Here is an 18,899-nt window from a genome sequence, read left to right on the forward strand (position 1 = left end):
GATTAAGCTGATCCGGGAGAGTGCACCACTACTTCATAGATGGTGCCATGAAACTTGCCCGCATCGGCCGGAACACGCGTAAACCAGATCAAAACGTACTGGCCGCTCGCTGCTTGTTCAGGGGTCAAGGTGGTCTTACCTGCCGCGTTCTTCTCGGTCGCGACGGTCTTGAGCGAGCCGAGATCGGGTGAGTCGCCCACCTTGAGCTCGACGGTCGCGCCCGGCGCATCAGACAGCGTAGCCACCACGTCGCTGATCTGCATGGACTTGCCCATGTCGAGCAGCAGGCCGACGCCGTCCTTGAGTCTGCCCAGGTCGGCGCTGGTGTAGGCCTCGGTCTTCCACAACGTGCCGGGCTTGCCGTCGATGGCCAGCGCGGCCAGCTCGGGCTTCTCGTCGCCGTCTCCGAGCGGGTCGAAGCCCTGGGCCTTGTCCGGTTTGACGGCCTGGGCCTCGGCCGAGGCCGACGCCGAGCTGCTCGGGCTGTTGTCGGACGTCTCAGGCGTGGTCGGGCTGCCCAGGCTGCGGCCGATCGTCCAGGCGCCGACGCCGACGGCGGCGATGACGAGCAGCACCACCAGCGTCATCAGCACCCGGTTGAGCATGCTGCCGCCGCCGTTGGAGGGGCGGCGCGGCGCGGGCGGTGGCCGCGGGACGGTGAGCTGCTGGCGGTGGGCGATGTCCAGGCCCTCGGTATGCGAGGCGGAGGCCACCGCGGGCGTCGAGGGATAGGCGATCGGGATCGGCATCGGCCTGGCCACGTCGGCCAGCGCCTCGGCCACGTCGGACGGGCTGGTCAGCGGGCGCTGGCCCTTGCGCGACTCGGGCAGGCACGCGCGCACCGTGACCGTGTCGAGGTAGCCGGGCACGCCGGCGGTGACCTGGCGGGGCGAGCAGAAATGGCCGTCGATCATGGGGGCCGCGGGCAGCCCGCCCTCTTCCTCGTCGCCCGGCCAGTGACCGGTCAGCCCGGCGTACAGCAGCCGGCCCAGCCCTTCGGCGTCGTCGAGCGCGGGCTGGTCGGTGGTGAGCCCGGACAGCGCGGCGTCGACGGCCACGCCGAGCACCTTGACCGTGTTGCCGGTGGTCCACACCAGGTGCGAAGGGCGCAGGCACAGGTGGTAGAGCTGCGACTCGTGGGCGTGCTTGAGCGCCTCGGCGGCCTCGGCGACCAGCCCGGCCGCGCGCTCGGGCTCCAGCGGCCCCGAGGCGAGCAGGTCGGTCAGCGTCTCGCCGGTGACCCACTCGCTGACCACGTAGGCGTGCCCGTCGGCCTCCGCCGCGTCGAACACCTGGGTCAGGCGCGGGTCGGTCAGCCTGCTGGCGGCGCGGGCGGCCGTGACGACCTCGTGGACGCGCGGGAAGTCCGGTGCGAAGGTGTGCACGGCCACGGGACGGGCGAGGATCTCGTCGATGGCCTTCCACAACGTGGCGCCGTCGGACTCGCTCACGCGGTCCTCAAGCCGGAAGCGCTCGGCGAGACGAGTGCCGGGTTCGACGGCCGACGTGCTCACAGGCTCACTCCGCTTGGCCGATCGGGCGTGCTCATGACTGGACCCACCTGCGTGGTGATGTCCCACGAAGGTACGTTATGCCGGATGGATCCGCCCACGCCCCTCCTGCTTCCATTCGCACGTGTCGGGCTCCCATGGTAGTGCCGAGTCGATTCCGACCGTGTTCTTTACCGGCCTACCCGCCCCGCGACCATCCCAACGATCGAGTTGACCTCCGGGATGCGCATTCTGTGCGCTACGCCGAGATAGAGCAGCAAGCCCAGGCCCCCACCGACCGCCAGCACGATCAGCGAGTTGACGAACCCTAGCCCGTCGAACGCCCCGGTGACCACCCAGACCGCGGCCAGCGCCAGCACCGACGTGGGCAGGGCGGCGAGATACATCCGGGTCAATCCCATACCGATGCTCCAGCCGCCCAATCCCCGGACCCGGCGGCTGGCCAGCCACCAGGCCGTGACCGCACCCAGCGCGTACGCGATGGCGTACGCGAGGGCCAACCCCATCACGGCGTACTGAGCCGGCAACATGGCATTGAACAGCACCATGAGCACCGCGTTGACCGCGGTAGTGCCCGCGCCGACGAACACCGGCGTACGCGTGTCGCCGAAACTGTAGAAAACCCGCAGCAGCAACTGGAATACCGAGAACGGCACCAGCGCCAGCCCGTAGACCTGCAACACGTTGCCGATGTAGACGGCGTCGGAGACGCTGTTGGCCCCGTGACCGTAGATGGGCACGGTGATCGCCGGCCCGAGCACCATGAGCAGCAACGACACCGGCACCATCAACGAGCAGATGAGCCGCACGCTCGACCCGAACTCGCTACGCACGTCGCCGAACCGCCCCTCGCCGACGGCCCTGCTCATCCGCGGCAGCATGGCGGTGATGACGGAGACGCCGATGACGCCGTACGGGAGCTGGAAAAGCTGGAACGCCAGCGTGTACGGGCTGATGCCGTGCCCCTCCACCGCGTCGCCCGCCGCACTGGCCAGGTTGGTCGTCAGCATGAAGCCGAGCTGGGTGACGACCACGTAGCCGATCGTCCAGACGCCCGCCTTGCCCATCTCGCCCAGCCGGGCGTTGCGCACGTCGAAACGGGGCACGAAGGAGAACCCGACCCGCTTGAGCGCGACGATCAGGATGGCCGCCTGGGCCACGATCCCCGCCGTGGTGCCCAGGCCGAGCAGCGCCAGATCGCCGTTGCCGATCCGCTCGATGTTGTCGCCCGACCCACTGAGCACGACGTAGGCCAGGAACACGCAGATGACGACCAGGTTGTTGACCACCGGCGCCCACATGGGCGCGCCGTAGCGGTCGCGGGTGTTCAGGATGGCGCCCGCGACCGCGCCCACGCCGAAGAAGGCGAGCTGCGGCAGGATGAAGCGGGCCAGCAGGACCGCGACCTCGTACTTGCGGCTGCCCGGAGCCCAGTCGGTGTAGAGGTCGATGAGCAGCGGCGCACCGAACACGGCGAGCACCGCCACCACGGCCAGCGCCACCGCGGCCACGGTCAGCAGCCGCTGCTCGTAGGCCCGGCCGCCGTCGGAGTCGTGCTGCTGCGCCCGGACGATCATCGGCACCACGACACTGCTCAGCACACCGAGGAGCAGCAGGTCGAGAATGCTGTACGGGATCGCGTACGCCGCGTTGTAGGAGTCGCCCAGCGCCTTGGTGCCGATGGCGTAGGCGAGCACCATGGTCCGCACGAACCCCGTGACCCTGGACACCATCGTGCCCGCCGCCATGATGGCGCTGGCCCGAAGCATGCGGCTCATACGGTCTCACTCTCCCGGTTCTTGGCGGCCCGCGCGAGTCTGCGCTCCGACCTGCGGCGCAGCACCCGCGTCACCACGGCGGCGAGCATCACGGTCAGCGCCGCACCCACGATCACCAGGGCGATCCCGGTGTAGCCGGTGGTGCGGATCGTCAGCCGCTGCGGCTCGCCGTACGCCTGGCCGTCGGACGTCTTCAGCTGCACGGTCACGGTCGCGTCGGCGCTGCCGCTGGTGGGGGCGTTCATCGGCACCTGCACCGTGCCGCTCTGGCCGCCGCCGATCCGCAGCGGGCCGTCCTGCTTGAAGTTGACCTGCAGCAGATCGGGGTTGTTGGACTTGACGTCGATGTAGAGATCGATGTCCGTGCTCAGCGAGTTCTTCACGCTGATGGGTACCACCCCGTTGCTGCCCGCGAGCGTGCGCGGCCGGTCGGGGCCCGCGCCGGTGATCTGGATCTCGTCGGTCCTGGCCGCCACGGCCGAGTTGACCAGCTTGGTCACCGAACGGCCCACGCGCGTGCTGTTGCGCCAGGCCGACGAGGTCAACCTGAGCACCGCCGCGTCGAAGCTCGATGGCGTCTTCTGCACCGTGATCAGGGAGGTGAGCTGCGCCTTCGACCCGACGTCCTTGACCGGCGTCAGGTATTTGCGGGTCAGCTCCTCCTTGCGGTCCTGCTCGGTGTAGGTCAGCCCGGCGCGCGGCACCGCCGCCTTGCCCGGCTTGATCGAGTCGAGCGTGGTCAGCTGCAACCACGGCAGCCGGCCCGCGGCCTTCATCAGAGCGGCGACGAGCGTCGGGTTGGGGTCCCAGCGCCGCGACGGGGCCACGACCAGCGACCTGGGCGAGGTCTGGCCGGGCTCGGCGGCGATCATCGCGGTCTCGGCGATGAACCGCTGCATGCTGAGCAGTACGGACGTGGCGGTCGTCGGCTCGAACAAGCGGCTCAGCTCGGCGTCGGCGACCAGCGCGGTGACGGGGCCGCTCACCGAGTCGAGCGTCGTCGCGGCGTCGGGCGTGAACGTGACGGGTGGCTGCGGCGGCAGGTTGGTGGCGTTGAGCAGGACCTTGTTCACTCTGTCCTTGCTAACGGACAGCAGGTCGAGCGCGTCGGCGTCGAGCACGCCCGCGGGCGGCCAGTTGACGGTGGTCTGCGCGGCGCGGTTGAGCAGCGCCCGGGCCGTCTGCCCGCCCAGTTCGATCGCCCGGCCGGTCTGCGTGTCCAGCCCCTGGTGCGCGAGCGCCGCCACGTCGGGATCCGCGTACGGGACCGCGACCACCGGCGAGGCGGCCAGCGAGGTGCGCATGGTCGTCAGCCACGTGCCGGCCTCGGCGTTGCCCGGCTTGCTCTCGTCGCCGTCCTTGGCCTTGACCTTGTAGCCCTTGGTCATCGTGTTGAGGTCGTCGAGCAGCGCGGGGTCGACGAACCAGGTGACGGTCTTGGGCGCGACCTGCGCGATGCGGGCCAGGTCGGCCAGGCGGCCCTTGCCGGTGATCGACTGGCTCAGCTTGTCGTCCACGAACAGGGCGTCGTCGGTCGCCCGGTGCGGCTGGTCGATGACGGGCAGCGCGATGGCCAGCTGGTTGCGCGGCACCTCCGGCACCGTGGTCGGCGCGTACGTGAGATAAGTCCGTTGCGCCGCGAGTGAGACCCGATATTGCGACACGTCCACCGCGATCGGGTAGACGCCGAACGTGCGCATCCCCATCTGCACGGGCGTCGCCGTGAACTCCCAGCGCGCCTGGGCGCCGGGGGCCATCGGCGGGATGTCCATGGCAGATGAGTCGGAGGGGATGTTCGGGAGTGTCGCGGGGTTCTGGTCGCTCTGGTACGCGGCCATCGCGGCGCGGTCGGTGAACCTCTGCTGCGTGTAGCGCAGGCGTACCCGCAGGCCGGACTGCGCGACGCCGGTGTCGTTGCGTATCGTGCCGGTGAACTTGATCACATCGGTCAGGTTCTTCGGCACGTCCGGCGTGATCGACGTGATCGACACCCCGAACGTCTGCCTGCGTGTTTCCGTGGCAGCCACGCCCGGCGTCGCCGCCACCATCGGGGCGAGCAACGCGGCGGACAACACGGCGAGCAGCGCGGCCTTACGGATCACGCGGTTGCCCGAGCTGGACTACGACGACGCACGCCCGCAATGCTACGGGCTCAGTGCCGCCGCGCGACCGTCCCACGTGATCCTCTCGGCCGTGGGCCACGTAGATCAACCATCTTGCCCGGTAGGAGTGTCAGCAGGTCGAGCGCCCGCATGGTGAGCGCGGTGTGCCGCTCGCCGGTAGGGGTGAAGATCGGCTTGTCGTCGGCGCTCAGCCGGTCGTCGATGAACATCGGCAGCGACTCGGGCAGCAGCAGCGGGCACACCAGCCCGTCGGCGTAGTCGGTCGCCGAGTTGACCACGTGAGCCTGGGCCGCGCGCACCTGGCGCACGCCGAGCAGCCCGCCGATGGTTCCCGGGCGCGGCGGGGACCCCACGGTGGTGGTGACCGCGATGACGACCTCGCGGCCGATCCTGGTGACGACCTCGAGCACCGTGACCATCAGGCACCTGCCGGGCGCCGCGGAGACCGTCTCCGGCAGCTCTTCCGCGCATGTCATGGGACGCGGAAGGCGTACGATCTCATGATGGACCTGGTGTGCGAGGAGCCAGCGGTGGATCGCGAGGGCGTCCTTCATATAGTCCTCCTTGCCGTGTTCCATGGCCCCCGACGGTCCCTTGACCGACGGTAACCCCGATCCGATGTGGCTCGGGGGATATGTTCCGGGAAGGCATCCTCGTTTGTCCGACTCAACTCTGACCGAAAGCCAGCAGCGGACCATGACCGACCTGTTCCGCAAGATCGCGCCGGTGGCCGACGAGCTGGGCCGCCTGTTCGCCGCGCAAGGCCACGAGCTGGCCCTCGTCGGCGGTCCCGTGCGTGACCTGCTGCTCGGACGCAGCGGCAACGACCTCGACCTGACCACCGACGCTCACCCCCAGCGCGTGCTCGAGATCGTCAGGGGCTGGGCCGACTCCGTGTGGACGATCGGCATCGATTTCGGCACCGTCGGCCTGCGCAAGGGGAGCTGGCTCATCGAGATCACGACGTACCGGAGCGAGTCGTACGATCCGAAGTCGCGCAAGCCGGAGGTCCTCTACGGCGAGACGCTGGAGGCCGACCTGGAGCGGCGTGACTTCGCGGTCAACGCGATGGCGGTGCGGCTGCCCGGGCACGAGTTCGTCGACCCGTACGGCGGGATGAGCGACCTGCGTGCCAGGCGGCTGCGCACGCCCGGCACGCCGGAGCGGTCATTCGACGACGACCCGCTGCGCATGTTGCGGGCCGCCAGGTTCGCCTCGCAGCTGGGGTTCGACGTGGACGGGCAGGCCCTGGCGGCGATGACCGCGATGGCCGAGCGCATCGAGATCGTCTCGGCCGAGCGCATCCGCGACGAGCTCGACAAGCTCATCTGCGGCGCCTACCCGCGCGAGGGGCTGCGGCTGCTGGTCCAGACGGGGCTGGCCGCGCACGTGCTGCCCGAGCTGCCCAAGCTGCGCCTGGAGATCGACGAGCACCACCGGCACAAGGACGTCTACGAGCACACGCTGATCGTGCTCGAACAGGCCATCGCGCTGGAGGAGGACGGCAAGCCCGACCGGATCCTGCGCTGGGCGGCGCTCATGCACGACATCGGCAAGCCGAAGACGCGACGTCACGAGTCGGGCGGGCGGGTGTCGTTCCACCATCACGAGGTGGTCGGCGCCCAGATGACGAAGAAGCGGATGACCGAGCTGAAGTTCCCCAAGGACGTGGTTTCCGACGTCTCCAGGCTGGTCGAGCTGCACCTGCGCTTCCACGGCTACGGCACGGGCGAGTGGACCGACAGCGCCGTACGCCGCTACGTGCGCGACGCCGGTCACCTGCTGGACCGGCTGCACAAGCTGACCAGGGCCGACTGCACCACGCGCAACAAGCGCAAGGCGATAGCGCTGTCGCGGACCTACGACCAGCTCGAGGAGCGCATCGCCAGGCTCGCCGACCAGGAGGAGCTGGCCAAGATCCGGCCGGAGCTCGACGGCAACGAGATCCAGCGGGTGCTCGGCGTCGGGCCGGGGCCGGTGGTGGGGCGGGCGTACAAGTTCCTGCTCGAACTCAGGCTCGACAAGGGCCTGATCGGCAAGGAGGCGGCTACCGAGGCGCTGTTGGAGTGGGCGAGGTCGAACGACGTGGGCGCGTGATCATCCGATAGAGGAGCGCCGCCGCGGGGTAGCCGACCGCGGCGATCACGACGGCGGTGTAGGACTTGCCGTTCGCCGGCAGGATCATCGCCGACAGGGCTGCGGCGAGCACGTACATGCCGTTGAAGAGCATGTCGTAGATCGAGAACGCGCGGCCCAGGTAGATGTCCTCGACGTCGCGCTGCACCGTGGTGTCGGCGCAGATCTTGACGCTCTGCCCGGCCACGCCCAGCACGAACCCGGCCACCGGCAGCCCCCACTCCTGGAAGGGCAGCACCAGCACGGCCGTCAGCACCCCGGCCGCCGACAGCGCGATCGGCACCCAGCGCTCGATCGTGAACCGCTCGGTGGCGTAGGGGGTGATGATCACGGCCATGAAGTAGCCCACGCCGGAGGTGGCCACCACCAGGCCGACCCCCCGCAGCGCGGCGTCGGGATCGCCGTCGGTGAAGTAGTAGCGGTAGAGGAGGATGCCGAGCGCGGTCGCCATGCCGTAGAAGAAGCGGTGCGCGGCCATCGCTCCCATGGTGGCGACGGCCGTACGGTGCCGTACCAGGTGCTTGGCGCCGTCCACCAGACCGCCGAGCACGTGGCGGACGGCCTCGCGCGCCTGCGGCCGGTCGGGGTCGGCCTCCGGGCCGAGCAGGTCGCGGCCCATCGTGCGCGCGACCAGCGCGCTCAGCCCGAACACCACCCCCGAGATGACCAGGAGCAGCGCGACGCCGATATCGCCGCTGCCGAACACCTCGCGCAGCAGGAACCCCACGCCCGCGCCCACGAACGTGACCACGGTCCCCGACGTCGGGGTGACCGCGTTGGCCGCCATCAGCCGGTCGGTGGGCACCACGTGCGGCAGCGAGGCGCCGAGCGCGGCCAGGAAGAACCTGTTGACCCCGAGCACGGCCAGCGCCGCCGCGTAGAACGCCGGGTCGGGCACGTCGGCGGCGACCAGGCCGGCGGCGAGCAGCAACAACACGCCGCGCACGAAGGGCGCCACCATCAGGATCTGCCGCCGCGACCAGCGGTCGATGAACACACCGACGAAGGGCCCGAGCACGCTGTACGGCAGCAGCAGCACGGCCAGCCCCGTGGCCACCTGGAGCGCGGTCGTCTGGTTCTCCGGGCTGAAGAAGGCGAAGCCCGTCACGCCGAACTGGAAGATCCCATCGGAGAACTGGGAAATCAGCCGGGTGCCGAACAACCGCCGGAAATCCCTGCCCCGCAGGACCACGCGTAGATCGGCGACAAAAGACACGCCCGTCAGCCTAGCCGTCTAATATGCGCCGTAGGTTGGTGCCGCAGGTGGACATCGGGTTCCGAGCGGTCGTCATGATCACGTACGCTTCATAGCGTGACGACTGAGGAACACGTTGTGCTGGTTGACGGTGCCGGCCACGCGATCGGCACCGCGCCGAAGACGTCGGTGCACGGCCATGAGACCCCCCTCCATCTGGCGTTCTCCAGCTACGTCTTCGACCACGAAGGCCGCGTGCTGCTCACCAGGAGAGCGGACCACAAGGTCACCTGGCCGGGCGTCTGGACCAACAGCTGCTGCGGCCACCCGCTGCCCGGCGAGCCGCCGGAGCGGGCGGTCCTGCGCCGGCTCTCCTACGAGCTCGGGCTCAGGGCCGAGCCCGCCGACCTCCTGCTGCCGACGTTCGCCTACCGGGCGGTGATGCCCAACGGGATCGTCGAGCACGAGCTCTGCCCGGTCTACCGGGTGACGGTCGACGCTCCGGTCGCGCCCAACCCCGAGGAGGTGGGGGAGGTGTTGTGGATGCCGTGGAAGGAGTTCGCCGAGGGTGTGCAGAACGGCCTGCTGGCGATCTCGCCCTGGTGCAGGGAGCAGGTGCCGCTGCTGAAGGAGCTCGGCTCCGATCCGCTGACCTGGCACCCCGCCTCCGCCGCCGACCTGCCTCCCGCCGCCCGCCTCTGAACCACCCAGCGCAACGCGACGGCGCCGCACCCGGGCGGGTGCGGCGCCGCGGGTCAGAGGGTCAGCGCTCGACCTCGCCCCTGATGAACTTCTCGACGTACTCCCGAGCCTCGTCGTCCGAGAACTGCTTGGGCGGCGACTTCATGAAGTACGACGACGCCGACAGGATCGGCCCGCCGATGCCCCGGTCGAGGGCGATCTTGGCGGCCCGGACGGCGTCGATGATGATCCCGGCCGAGTTGGGCGAGTCCCAGACCTCGAGCTTGTACTCCAGGTTGAGCGGCGTGTCGCCGAACGAACGCCCTTCGAGCCGCACGTACGCCCACTTGCGGTCGTCCAGCCACGGCACGTGGTCGGACGGGCCGATGTGCACGTCGGCCTTGCCCATCTCGTGCGGGATCTGCGAGGTGACCGACTGGGTCTTGGAGATCTTCTTGGACTGGAGGCGCTTGCGCTCCAGCATGTTCATGAAGTCCATGTTGCCGCCGAAGTTGAGCTGGTACGTGCGCAGCAGCTCCACCCCGCGGTCCTCGAACAACTTGGCCAGCACGCGGTGCGTGATCGTGGCGCCGACCTGCGACTTGATGTCGTCGCCGACGATCGGCACCCCGGCGTCGGTGAACTTCTGCGCCCACACCGGGTCGGAGGCGATGAAGACCGGCAGCGCGTTGACGAACGCGACACGAGCGTCGATGGCGCACTGCGCGTAGAACCGGTCGGCCTCCTCGGAGCCAACAGGCAGGTACGACACCAGCACGTCGACCCGGTTGTCACGGAGCACCTGGACCACATCGACGGGTTCCTCGTCGGACTCCTCGATGATCTCCCGGTAGAACTCACCCAGGCCGTCGAAGGTGTGGCCCCGCTGGACCGTCACCCCTGTGGGCGGCACATCCGTGATCTTTATGGTGTTGTTCTCGCTGGCGACGATCGCCTCGGACAGGTCGCGGCCGACCTTCTTGGCGTCCACGTCGAACGCCGCGACGATCTCGACGTCGCCGACGTGGTAGTCGCCGAACCTCACGTGCATCAGGCCCGGTACCCGTGTGTCCGGGTCGGCGTCCTTGTAGTAGTGAACGCCCTGGACCAGCGACGACGCGCAGTTGCCGACACCGACAATGGCCACGCGAACCGAACCCATCGCACTCGCTCCCTTACTCATCAGTTGACGTGGTATCTCTTTCGGGCCCCTCTTCCGAGGCCCGACGTTCTGTTGCGATCAGCTCGTTCAGCCAGCGCACCTCGCGCTCGACCGACTCGAGCCCGTGACGCTGCAGCTCGAGCGTGTAGCTGTCGAGCCGCTCCCTGGTGCGCGCCAGCGCCGTGCGCACCGCGTCGAGCCGCTCCTCCAGCCGGCTGCGGCGGCCCTCGAGGATGCGCAGGCGCACTTCGGCCTCGGTGTGCCGGAAGAAGGCGAAGTGCACCCCGAAGCTCTCGTCCTCCCAGGCGGAAGGACCGGCCTGGGTCAGCATGTCCTGCAGCCGTTCCTTGCCCTCGGCGGTCAGCTTGTAGACGATCTTCGATCTGCCGCCGACGATCGTGGCCGGAGCGGGCTGCTCCTCCGCGATGAGGCCCTGAGCGAGAAGTGATCGCAGACAAGGGTAGAGCGACCCGTAGGAGAACGCACGGAACATCCCCAGCAGGGCGTTGAGCCGTTTGCGCAGCTCATAGCCGTGTAGCGGTGTCTCGTGCAGCGACCCGAGCACGGCCAGCTCCAAGACCCTGCCCTGTCCGCCGGCCACCGGAACCGCCCCCTCTCGCGTCGATGTATCGAGTCGATACATCTCAAGGATACGTCGGTCCGCTATATGGCGGCAATCTCTGAATCTGCCAAGTCGTGGGATGAATCGGTAAAACGCCGCTAGTCTGGCGCTCATGTGGTCACAACGGAGGGTGGTGGATTACGGCCTCGCGAAAAGGGCGGTGGTCCGCTCCCTGCGTACCGGGCGAGCCGCGCGTGGTGATGTCTGTGACGCACAGCCTTATCTCCTTCGCGCGGCGCGCCACTTCGGCGAGCCGACCGAGCGCCCCTGCCCGGTCTGCGAAAGGGAGAACGTCACCAACGTGACCTATGTCTACGGGGATTCCCTCGGCAGGCATGCCGGTCAGGCAAAGGTCATGTCGGAACTCGTGACCATGGCCCATGATTACGATGAGTTCCGGGTGTACGTTGTCGAGGTCTGCCAGGGTTGTTCCTGGAACCACCTGACGGTTTCGTACGTCCTCGGAAACGGACCGCCTGACCTCGTCGGTCATGCGTGAAGACCGAGGGCGGCGAGGAACCTCACGCCCACCGCCGTTTTGTTCCGACGACGATGCGAGGACGTGTGAGTAACAGCATGAATGAGGGGCCGGCCCGGCCTGGAAGGCGCCGTCGGTCCAGCTCATCCCGTTCTGTGCCCCAGGGTTCTCCGCCCCAAACCGGCGAGCCGGGCTGGGGCGCGGCGCAGCCGCCGCCGCGTCGTCCCGAGGCCGCCTACGAGCAGACCGGGGCCATGGCGGCGCAGCCGTACGAGGAGTCCGCCGGGCGCGGCGACCAGCCGCCGCCGCGCTCGCGCGCTCGCCAGAACACGCGCACGGTGAGTAACCAGGAGACCATGGTCGGCGACGCGCCGCGGCGCTCGCGCAGGAAGGGCCAGGGCGAGCCGCCGGTGCCACCGGGACCGCCGACCAAGAACGGCGGCGGCAGGGGCGGCTGGCGCAGGTTCGTGCCGAGCTGGAAGATCGTCGTGGCCGGGTTCGTGGTGCTCGCGGCCGGCCTCTTCGGCATGATCATGGTCGCGTACGCCAACACCCCAGTGCCCGTGGCCACCCAGTCCGAGGCGCTCGCCCAGGGGAGCACGATCTACTACCGGGACAAGACCCCGATCGCCAAGATCGGCATGAAACGTGACATCATCGAGTTCTCGCAGATGTCGCAGACCATCAAGGACGCCGCGATCGCCATCGAGAACAAGTCGTTCTATGAGGACTCCGGCATCTCCATCTCGGGCATGGCCCGCTCGTTGTGGATGACGGCGACCGGGCAGCAGTTGCAGGGCGCCTCGACGATCACGCAGCAGATGGCCCGCAACTATTACGACGGCCTCAGCCAGGAAGTGTCCGTCAAGCGCAAGGTCATGGAGATCTTCGTCGCGGTCAAACTCGACGACACCCTGACCAAGGAAGACATCCTCAAGAACTACCTGAACACGATCCCCTTCGGTCGTGCCTACGGCATCGAGGCCGCCGCGAAGGCCTACTTCGGCGAGAAGGTCACCGCCGCGAAGCTGACCCCCGTACAGGCCGCCTACCTCGCCGCGCGGATCCAGCAGCCGGCCTGGGAGCCCGACGCTCCCGCGCTCAAGGCCCGTTTCAACGACGTCATCAGGAACATGGCCGAGGTGTGGCCGGAGAAGTACGGCCAGCTCCCGAAGACCGCGAAGTTCCCCAGGACGCGCAAGGCCAGCAACGACAACGAGTACGGCGGCCTCAAGGGCTACATGGTGAGCGAGGTCCTGAGGGAACTGGAAACGCGTGGCCTGACCGAGGATGAGATCAGGAGCGGCGGCTACGACATCTACTCCACCTTCGACAAGAATCTCATGAAGGCCGCCGAGACCGCCGTGACCACCACGATGTCGGGCATGAACAAGGAGTTCCACGCGGGCCTGGCCGCGGTGGACCCGAAGACCGGCCGGGTCCTGGCGACCTACGGTGGCACCGACTACGTCACCGACCCGTGGAACGAGCCCTTCGACTCCAAGAAGCAGGCCGCGTCCGCGTTCAAGCCGTACGTCCTGGCCGCCTGGCTGCAGGCCGGTTATTCGCTCAAGAGCTACGTGCCGGGCAACGAGACGGTGCCGAAGGTGCTCCCCGGCCAGGCCGCGGGCGGCATCAAGAACAGCCACAACGTCGGCCGGGCCGTCGACGTCGTCAAGGCGACCGCCCAGTCGGTCAACACCGCGTTCGTGTCGATGGCATACAAGCTGCCGGGCCAGATCGACGACGTGAAGAACCTCGTCGAAGCGGCCGGGTTCAACCAGAAGCGCATGGACGACGACGTCAATGTGCACCACTACCAGTTCGCCATCGGCAGCGCTCCGGTGACCCCGGTCGAACAGGCCGCCGGCTACTCGATCTTCGCCAATGGCGGCAAGTACATCAAGTACCACGTGGTGCGAGAGGTGCAGCTGAACAAGAAGGTCGCGTATCCCGAGATCGCGGTCTCCAAGTCGGTCATCGACCCGGGCGTGGCCGCCGACGCCACTGTGGCCATGCAGGAGGTGCTGAGGAGCGGCACCGCGGCGGGCAAGGGACTCGGCAACCGGCCGGCGGCCGGCAAGACCGGCACGAACAACGAAGAGAACGGCGCCTGGTTCGTCGGCTACACGCCGCAGCTCTCCACCGCGGTCGGGTTCTACCGCGAGGAGTGCAGGACGAAGTCGGGCAAGGTCGTCCCCCCCGTTCACTCCAACTGCCCGATCACTCCCCGTGGCGAGCCGAGCACGAAGTACAGCGAAGAAAAGCCCTACACCCGTCCCTACGAGGTGTCCCTGGGCTTCGAGGGCGCCGGCCCGCCCACGATCGCCTGGCAGAAGTTCATGCTGGCCGCGCACCAGGGCAAGCCGATCGAGCAGTTCCCGACCAAGGCCGAGGTGGGGTTGCCCGAGAACATCGTGCCGAGCCCGACGCCCACCCCGTCGCCGACGCCCGACAACCCGTTCGACAGCGGGGACAACCCCTTCGACGGCGGGGGCGACAACCAGGACTGCCTCGTCGGCCCGTGCGGTGACGACACCGGCGGCGACGTCACCATCGACGAGCCGGGCGGCGCCGGCGACCCTGGCTTCCCCCAGACCGGCGACAACAACGGGATCAACGGCGGCGGTGAGGCGCCCAAGCCGCGAACGTCGGGTCCGGCGCCGATGTCGAGCAGACCCGCCGAGGACCGGTGACGAGTACGGAGGTGCGCCCCCCTCTGGTGTGGCGCACCGTCCCGTACCTTCCCCTGGGGCTGATCGCGGCCCTGGGGGCGACCCTCGCGTACGTGGTGCGGCTGCCGTGCCGCGCCGGCGGCTGGAACGACCAGGTCTCGACGTACACCAACTTCTGCTACACCGACATCTACCCGCTCTACTTCGACCGGGCGCTCGACACCCAGAACCCCTACTTCGCCCAGGTGCCGTTCGACAAGCAGGTCGAATATCCGGTCGTGCTGGGCGAGGTCATGCAAGTGATCAGCTGGATCGCCCGGTGGCTGGAGATCGACAAGGTCGCGCAGGCGGTCAGGTTCTACGACCTGACGGTCATCCTGCTCGGCATCAGCCTCGTGGCCGGCGTGCTGCTGATGGCCGCGGTGGCCGGACCGGCGCGACGGTGGGACGCGCTCTGGTACGCCGTCTCGCCCGCCGTGGTGCTGGCCGCGTACATCAACTGGGACCTGGTCGCGGGCGCGTTGTCGATGGGCATGCTGCTGGCCTGGGGGCGTCGCCGGCAGGTGCTGGCCGGGGTGCTGCTGGGGCTGGCGATCGCGACCAAGTTCTACCCGCTGATGTTCGTGGGGGCGTTGTTCCTGCTCACGTGGCGTACCGGGCGATGGCGGCCGTTCCTGATCACGATGGGCTCGGCGGCGGGCGCGTGGCTCGTGGTCAACGGGCCTTTCATGATCTTCGCCTGGGAGGGCTGGCGCAGGTTCTACGTCTTCTCCCAGGAGCGGGGGGTGGACTGGGGCTCGGCGTGGTTGTTCTTCCAGAACAAGGGCTGGCCGATCCTGGGCGAGGGCGACGTGAGCACGCTCGGCATGGTGGCGCTGGGCGTCCTGTGCCTGGGCATCGCCGTGCTCACGCTGGCCGCGCCGCGCAGGCCCAGGCTGGCCCAGATCTGCTTCCTGGCGCTGGCCGCCTTCATGATGACGAACAAGGTGTGGTCGCCGCAGTTCGTGCTCTGGCTGGTGCCGTTCGCCGTGCTGGCCAGGCCCAACTGGAAGCCGCTGGCGCTGTGGCAGCTCGCCGAGGTCTGGTACTTCGCCGCCATCTGGCTCTATCTGCTCTCCCAGCCGCCGCTCAGCAGGAACGACCTGGGCATCGGCGACGACACGTACTTCACCGCCGTCTGGGGGCGGATCATCACGATCGGGATCATGATGGCGTTCGTCGTGCGGGACATCCTGCGCCCCGACAAGGACGTGGTGCGGCAGGCCGGCATCGACGACCAGGCGGGCGGCGTCTTCGACGATGCTCGCGACCGGTTCACGCTGACCTCACGCTGATGCCCGTCTGATGATCACTCGCTCGGCCGCTCGGGACGCGCTGCTGCTCTGGTTCGGCTCCCGGGCGGGGCTGCTGGTGTCGACGCTGCTCGGGGTCACGATCGGCGAGTACGCCGACAAGTGGCGCAAATGGGACGCCGGGTTGTTCATCACGATCGCCGAGCACGGGTACGACGGCGAGCCCGGCAGGCCGGCGGACGACGGGCTGCCCGCCTTCTTCCCCGGGCTGCCGGCGATGTTGCGGCTGGTGCACTTCGTCGTCCACGACTGGTCGGTCGCCGGGTTGCTGATCTCGCTGGTCGCCGGGGCGGTGGCCATGGTGGCGCTGGCCCGGCTGGCCGAACTCGAAGGCGCCTCCGGCTGGATGGCGGTGCTGGCGCTGCTGGCCTTCCCGATGTCGGTGTTCCTGGCCGCGGGCTACAGCGAGTCGCTCTTCCTGGCGTTCGCGATCCCGGCGTGGCTGGCGGCCAGGCAGGGCCGGTGGCCGGCGGCGGCGTTGCTGGCCGCGGGCGCCTCCTGCGTGCGGATCACCGGGTTGTTCCTCGCGGTCGCGCTGGTGGTGGAGTTCTTCACCAGCAAGGAGTCGCCGCGGCGGGCCGGGTGGTTGCTGGTGCCGTTCGCGCCGCTGGTGGCGTACTCGTATTACCACTACGGCAGGTCGGGCGACTGGCTGGCCTGGAAGCACGCGCAGGAGGCCGGCTGGGGGCGCGACTTCGAATGGCCGTGGGTGGCGTGGAAGACGACCTGGCGCTCGGCCATGGGGTCAGACGACTTCGCGGTGGCCTTCCGGATGGAGATCGCCGGGGCCGCGGTGGCCTTCGCCGTACTGGTCTGGCTGCTCCTGCTGCGCAGGTGGAGCGAGCTGGTCTACACGGGTATGCAGGCGGCGGCGCTGATGACGTCGGCGTACTACCTGTCGATCCCGCGCTCGCTGGTGTTGTGGTTTCCGCTGTGGGTGCTGGTCGCCAGGGCCGCGACCAGGAGGGCGTGGGTGATCGCGCTCTACGCGATGATCTCGGGGCCGCTCATGCTGGTCAACACCGGCCGTTTCCTCAGCGGCGCGTGGGCGGGCTGACCCGCGGGGGGCAAGCCCCCCGCGCTCCCCCCAAAAGCGAGGAAGAAAAGCCCTTTGCTTAAACGGGTAAGACGGGAAGCAAGCTTCCCGTCTTACCCGTTTCTTCGTCTCGGTAATCCAGGGAAGTTATCCACAGGCTGTGTGTATTCGCTAGAGGTTCTTCCTCAGGAACGCGATGTCGTCCGCCTGGCCCTCGGCGGGCGTCTCCACCACGATCGGCGCCCCCGCCGCCCGGCAGACCGCCAGGATCAGCTCCGGGTCGATCTTCCCCTTGCCCAGGTTGGCGTGGCGGTCGGCGCCGGAGTCGAAGTCGTCGCGCGAGTCGTTGCAGTGGACGAGGTCGATGCGGCCGGTGATGGCCTTGACCCGGCCGACCAGGTCGACCAGCTCCTCGCCGCCGGCGTGGGCGTGGCAGGTGTCGAGGCAGAAGCCCACGTCGAAGCCGTCGAGCGCGTCCCAGAGCCGGGCGATGCGCTCCAGCTTGCGCGCCATCGCGTTGTCGCCGCCCGCGGTGTTCTCGATCAGCACGGGGATCGGGCACTCCATGCGCTCGAACACCTTGCGCCAGTTGTCGAACCCGGCCTGTGGATCGTCGCTCTTGTTGACGTGACCGCCGTGCACGATCAGCCCCTTGGCGCCGAGGCCCGCGGCCGCCTTGAGGTGCTGCTCCAGCAGCTTGCGGCCGGGGATCCTGATCCGGTTGTTGGTGGTGGCCACGTTGATCAGGTAGGGGGCGTGGATGTAAATGTCGACGCCCTCGACCGGCTTGGCGGGCAGCACGGGCTTGTCGTAGCCCTGAGGATCGCCGAGGAAGAACTGCACCACCTCGGCCCCCACCTCCTCGGCGTGAGCGGCGGGGTCGTCCTGATCGACATGAGCTCCGATGCGCACCATGTCACCGAGCTTACTTTGGAGCGGCGAGCCTGGGGCGGAGAGCGGTAGCTCGCGTGACCAGCGGAGCCCCGTGCGAGTGCGACCATCAAACGCAGTTTGGCGGGGGGCTATCCGGGCAGTCGGCAGGCGCCCCTACGCGAGGAGAAGCGATGGCGAACTGGCGCTGGCGAGCGCTGATCTTATTGATCTATGTGGTGGTCGGGATCTATGTGGCCTGGATGAACCACTACATCACCCCCGGTCTGCTCAGGGACGTCGCGGAGGCGTTGCTCGCGGTGTTCCTGTGGTTCCTGGTCCTGCTCGGCATAGACCTGCACATCGGCGGGTGAGTCACATATCGAACGGCCCCGGGGGGAGAACTCCGGGGCCGTCGCTCATGAGTACGGCAGGAAGCCGCCGTGCGCGATGCCGAGCGCCGCCCCGACAAACGAGCCCACGAGCCCGATGATGTTGAGCGAACGCTGCGGCGTGGTCGCCGAGACGTACTGCGAGTAGAGCCCGACCCCGAAGCCCAGCGTGCCCAACCACGCCGAGATCGCGTGCGCGGAGATCCAGAACGTCGAGACGAAGGCCACCACGCCGCACGCCAGCGCGGAGACGGCCAGGGCGTTTTCCACCGGGTGCGAACGCCCGTCGGTGTTGAGCGTGAGCTTGAACCGCTCCCTCTCGGAGGGTTGAAGCACGTGTGGCACTGCCACCACCCCCTAGGTTTCCTAAAGGCCTTCCCACGTACTCGCGGCTGGTAACCTTGTGCATGCTGCGTTGTGATGGATGATCCATCGCCCCGAGGCGCCGAAAGGGGCGCCCGGGCACAAACGTCAGCGTCCTCCTGTCACGGCAGAGTGTCGTGACCGCAAGAGTCCAGAGGAGGTAGGAGTCCCGCATGCGTCGTTACGAAGTAATGGTCATTCTGGACCCTTCGCTCGATGAGCGTACCGTCGCGCCGTCCCTCGACCAGTTCCTCACCGTGGTCCGCAATGACGGCGGCACCGTGGAGAAGGTCGACGTCTGGGGCCGTCGCCGTCTCGCCTACGACATCGACAAGAAGTCCGAAGGCATCTACGCCGTCATCGACCTGTCGGCGGAGCCCGCGACGGTCAAGGAGCTCGACCGGCAGATGAACCTCAACGAGGGCATCCTGCGTACCAAGGTCCTCCGCCCCGACGTGCACTAAGCCCCGGCTTTTGTCGGGGAAGCCCCGTACTCTGAGCCGTAACCCAAGCGAAGGCGTGCAG

The 18,899-nt window shown here is 68.5% G+C and carries 17 protein-coding genes; 8 read left to right on the forward strand and 9 right to left on the reverse strand.

The genetic code is table 11. From position 1 onward, the window contains the following. Positions 1–2: 2 nt before the first annotated feature. The 4 genes from ACFLIM_RS39680 to ACFLIM_RS39695 form a co-directional block, all read right to left on the reverse strand. Positions 3–1,514 (reverse strand): protein kinase family protein, encoded by a 1,512-nt coding sequence (locus ACFLIM_RS39680; RefSeq protein ID WP_393173992.1) that lies wholly within the window; start codon positions 1,512–1,514, stop codon positions 3–5. 167 nt (positions 1,515–1,681) lie between these two features. Beyond that, entirely contained in the window at positions 1,682–3,289 is a 1,608-nt protein-coding gene (gene murJ / locus ACFLIM_RS39685; protein ID WP_393173994.1) for a murein biosynthesis integral membrane protein MurJ, read from the reverse strand. Further along, positions 3,286–5,391: a DUF6049 family protein gene (locus ACFLIM_RS39690; protein WP_393173996.1), complete on the reverse strand. Its 2,106-nt coding sequence runs from the start codon at positions 5,389–5,391 to the stop codon at positions 3,286–3,288. The genes murJ and ACFLIM_RS39690 overlap by 4 nt, the downstream gene beginning before the upstream one ends. Before the next feature lie 50 nt (positions 5,392–5,441). Next, positions 5,442–5,966 (reverse strand): aminoacyl-tRNA deacylase, encoded by a 525-nt coding sequence (locus tag ACFLIM_RS39695; protein ID WP_393173998.1) that lies wholly within the window; start codon positions 5,964–5,966, stop codon positions 5,442–5,444. Positions 5,967–6,108: 142 nt separating this feature from the next. Here ACFLIM_RS39695 and ACFLIM_RS39700 point away from each other — a divergent pair, with 142 nt between their 5' ends. Further along, positions 6,109–7,509 (forward strand): CCA tRNA nucleotidyltransferase, encoded by a 1,401-nt coding sequence (locus ACFLIM_RS39700; protein ID WP_393174000.1) that lies wholly within the window; start codon positions 6,109–6,111, stop codon positions 7,507–7,509. Here the strand turns inward: ACFLIM_RS39700 and ACFLIM_RS39705 are convergent. Next, a complete protein-coding gene (locus ACFLIM_RS39705) occupies positions 7,460–8,764 on the reverse strand; it encodes an MFS transporter (RefSeq protein WP_393174002.1) in 1,305 nt (434 codons plus the stop codon). The two genes, ACFLIM_RS39700 and ACFLIM_RS39705, sit on opposite strands and share 50 nt — an antisense overlap. A gap of 96 nt (positions 8,765–8,860) precedes the next feature. Between ACFLIM_RS39705 and idi the strand changes: the two genes are divergently transcribed. Then, positions 8,861–9,445, forward strand: a complete 585-nt coding sequence (gene idi / locus ACFLIM_RS39710) for an isopentenyl-diphosphate Delta-isomerase (RefSeq protein WP_393174004.1) — start codon at positions 8,861–8,863, stop codon at positions 9,443–9,445. Positions 9,446–9,506: 61 nt separating this feature from the next. Here idi and ACFLIM_RS39715 read toward each other — a convergent pair whose 3' ends face one another. Together ACFLIM_RS39715 and ACFLIM_RS39720 are read right to left on the reverse strand one after the other, a co-directional pair. Next, positions 9,507–10,586 carry an inositol-3-phosphate synthase gene (locus ACFLIM_RS39715; RefSeq protein WP_393174006.1) on the reverse strand — a complete coding sequence of 360 codons (1,080 nt, stop codon included), beginning with the start codon at positions 10,584–10,586 and terminating at the stop codon, positions 9,507–9,509. 13 nt (positions 10,587–10,599) lie between these two features. Next, positions 10,600–11,187, reverse strand: a complete 588-nt coding sequence (locus ACFLIM_RS39720; RefSeq protein WP_393174008.1) for a PadR family transcriptional regulator — start codon at positions 11,185–11,187, stop codon at positions 10,600–10,602. 133 nt (positions 11,188–11,320) lie between these two features. Here ACFLIM_RS39720 and ACFLIM_RS39725 point away from each other — a divergent pair, with 133 nt between their 5' ends. From ACFLIM_RS39725 to ACFLIM_RS39740, 4 genes are all read left to right on the forward strand, one after another. Then, positions 11,321–11,707 carry a DUF5318 family protein gene (locus ACFLIM_RS39725; protein WP_393174010.1) on the forward strand — a complete coding sequence of 129 codons (387 nt, stop codon included), beginning with the start codon at positions 11,321–11,323 and terminating at the stop codon, positions 11,705–11,707. 134 nt (positions 11,708–11,841) lie between these two features. Then, complete coding sequence (locus ACFLIM_RS39730) at positions 11,842–14,382, forward strand: transglycosylase domain-containing protein (protein WP_393174012.1); 2,541 nt, start codon at positions 11,842–11,844, stop codon at positions 14,380–14,382. Positions 14,383–14,393: 11 nt separating this feature from the next. Continuing rightward, positions 14,394–15,695 carry a glycosyltransferase family 87 protein gene (locus tag ACFLIM_RS39735; RefSeq protein ID WP_393174014.1) on the forward strand — a complete coding sequence of 434 codons (1,302 nt, stop codon included), beginning with the start codon at positions 14,394–14,396 and terminating at the stop codon, positions 15,693–15,695. 10 nt (positions 15,696–15,705) lie between these two features. After that, on the forward strand, positions 15,706–16,770 hold the full coding sequence (locus ACFLIM_RS39740; protein ID WP_393174016.1) for a mannosyltransferase family protein: 1,065 nt from the start codon (positions 15,706–15,708) through the stop codon (positions 16,768–16,770). Positions 16,771–16,920: 150 nt separating this feature from the next. Here the strand turns inward: ACFLIM_RS39740 and ACFLIM_RS39745 are convergent, their stop codons facing one another. Then, on the reverse strand, positions 16,921–17,664 hold the full coding sequence (locus ACFLIM_RS39745; protein WP_393174018.1) for a deoxyribonuclease IV: 744 nt from the start codon (positions 17,662–17,664) through the stop codon (positions 16,921–16,923). A gap of 149 nt (positions 17,665–17,813) precedes the next feature. Between ACFLIM_RS39745 and ACFLIM_RS39750 the strand changes: the two genes are divergently transcribed. Continuing rightward, complete coding sequence (locus tag ACFLIM_RS39750) at positions 17,814–17,993, forward strand: hypothetical protein (RefSeq protein ID WP_393174020.1); 180 nt, start codon at positions 17,814–17,816, stop codon at positions 17,991–17,993. A gap of 45 nt (positions 17,994–18,038) precedes the next feature. On the opposite strand, the gene ACFLIM_RS39755 is transcribed toward ACFLIM_RS39750, so the two are convergent. Continuing rightward, complete coding sequence (locus ACFLIM_RS39755) at positions 18,039–18,356, reverse strand: hypothetical protein (RefSeq protein ID WP_393174022.1); 318 nt, start codon at positions 18,354–18,356, stop codon at positions 18,039–18,041. 191 nt (positions 18,357–18,547) lie between these two features. Between ACFLIM_RS39755 and rpsF the strand changes: the two genes are divergently transcribed. Continuing rightward, positions 18,548–18,838 carry a 30S ribosomal protein S6 gene (rpsF, locus tag ACFLIM_RS39760; protein WP_026214314.1) on the forward strand — a complete coding sequence of 97 codons (291 nt, stop codon included), beginning with the start codon at positions 18,548–18,550 and terminating at the stop codon, positions 18,836–18,838. The last annotated feature ends 61 nt before the right edge of the window (positions 18,839–18,899 follow it).

It is taken from the genome of Nonomuraea marmarensis (genome assembly GCF_043197025.1).
In the GTDB taxonomy this organism is placed as follows: Bacteria; Actinomycetota; Actinomycetes; order Streptosporangiales; family Streptosporangiaceae; genus Nonomuraea; species Nonomuraea marmarensis.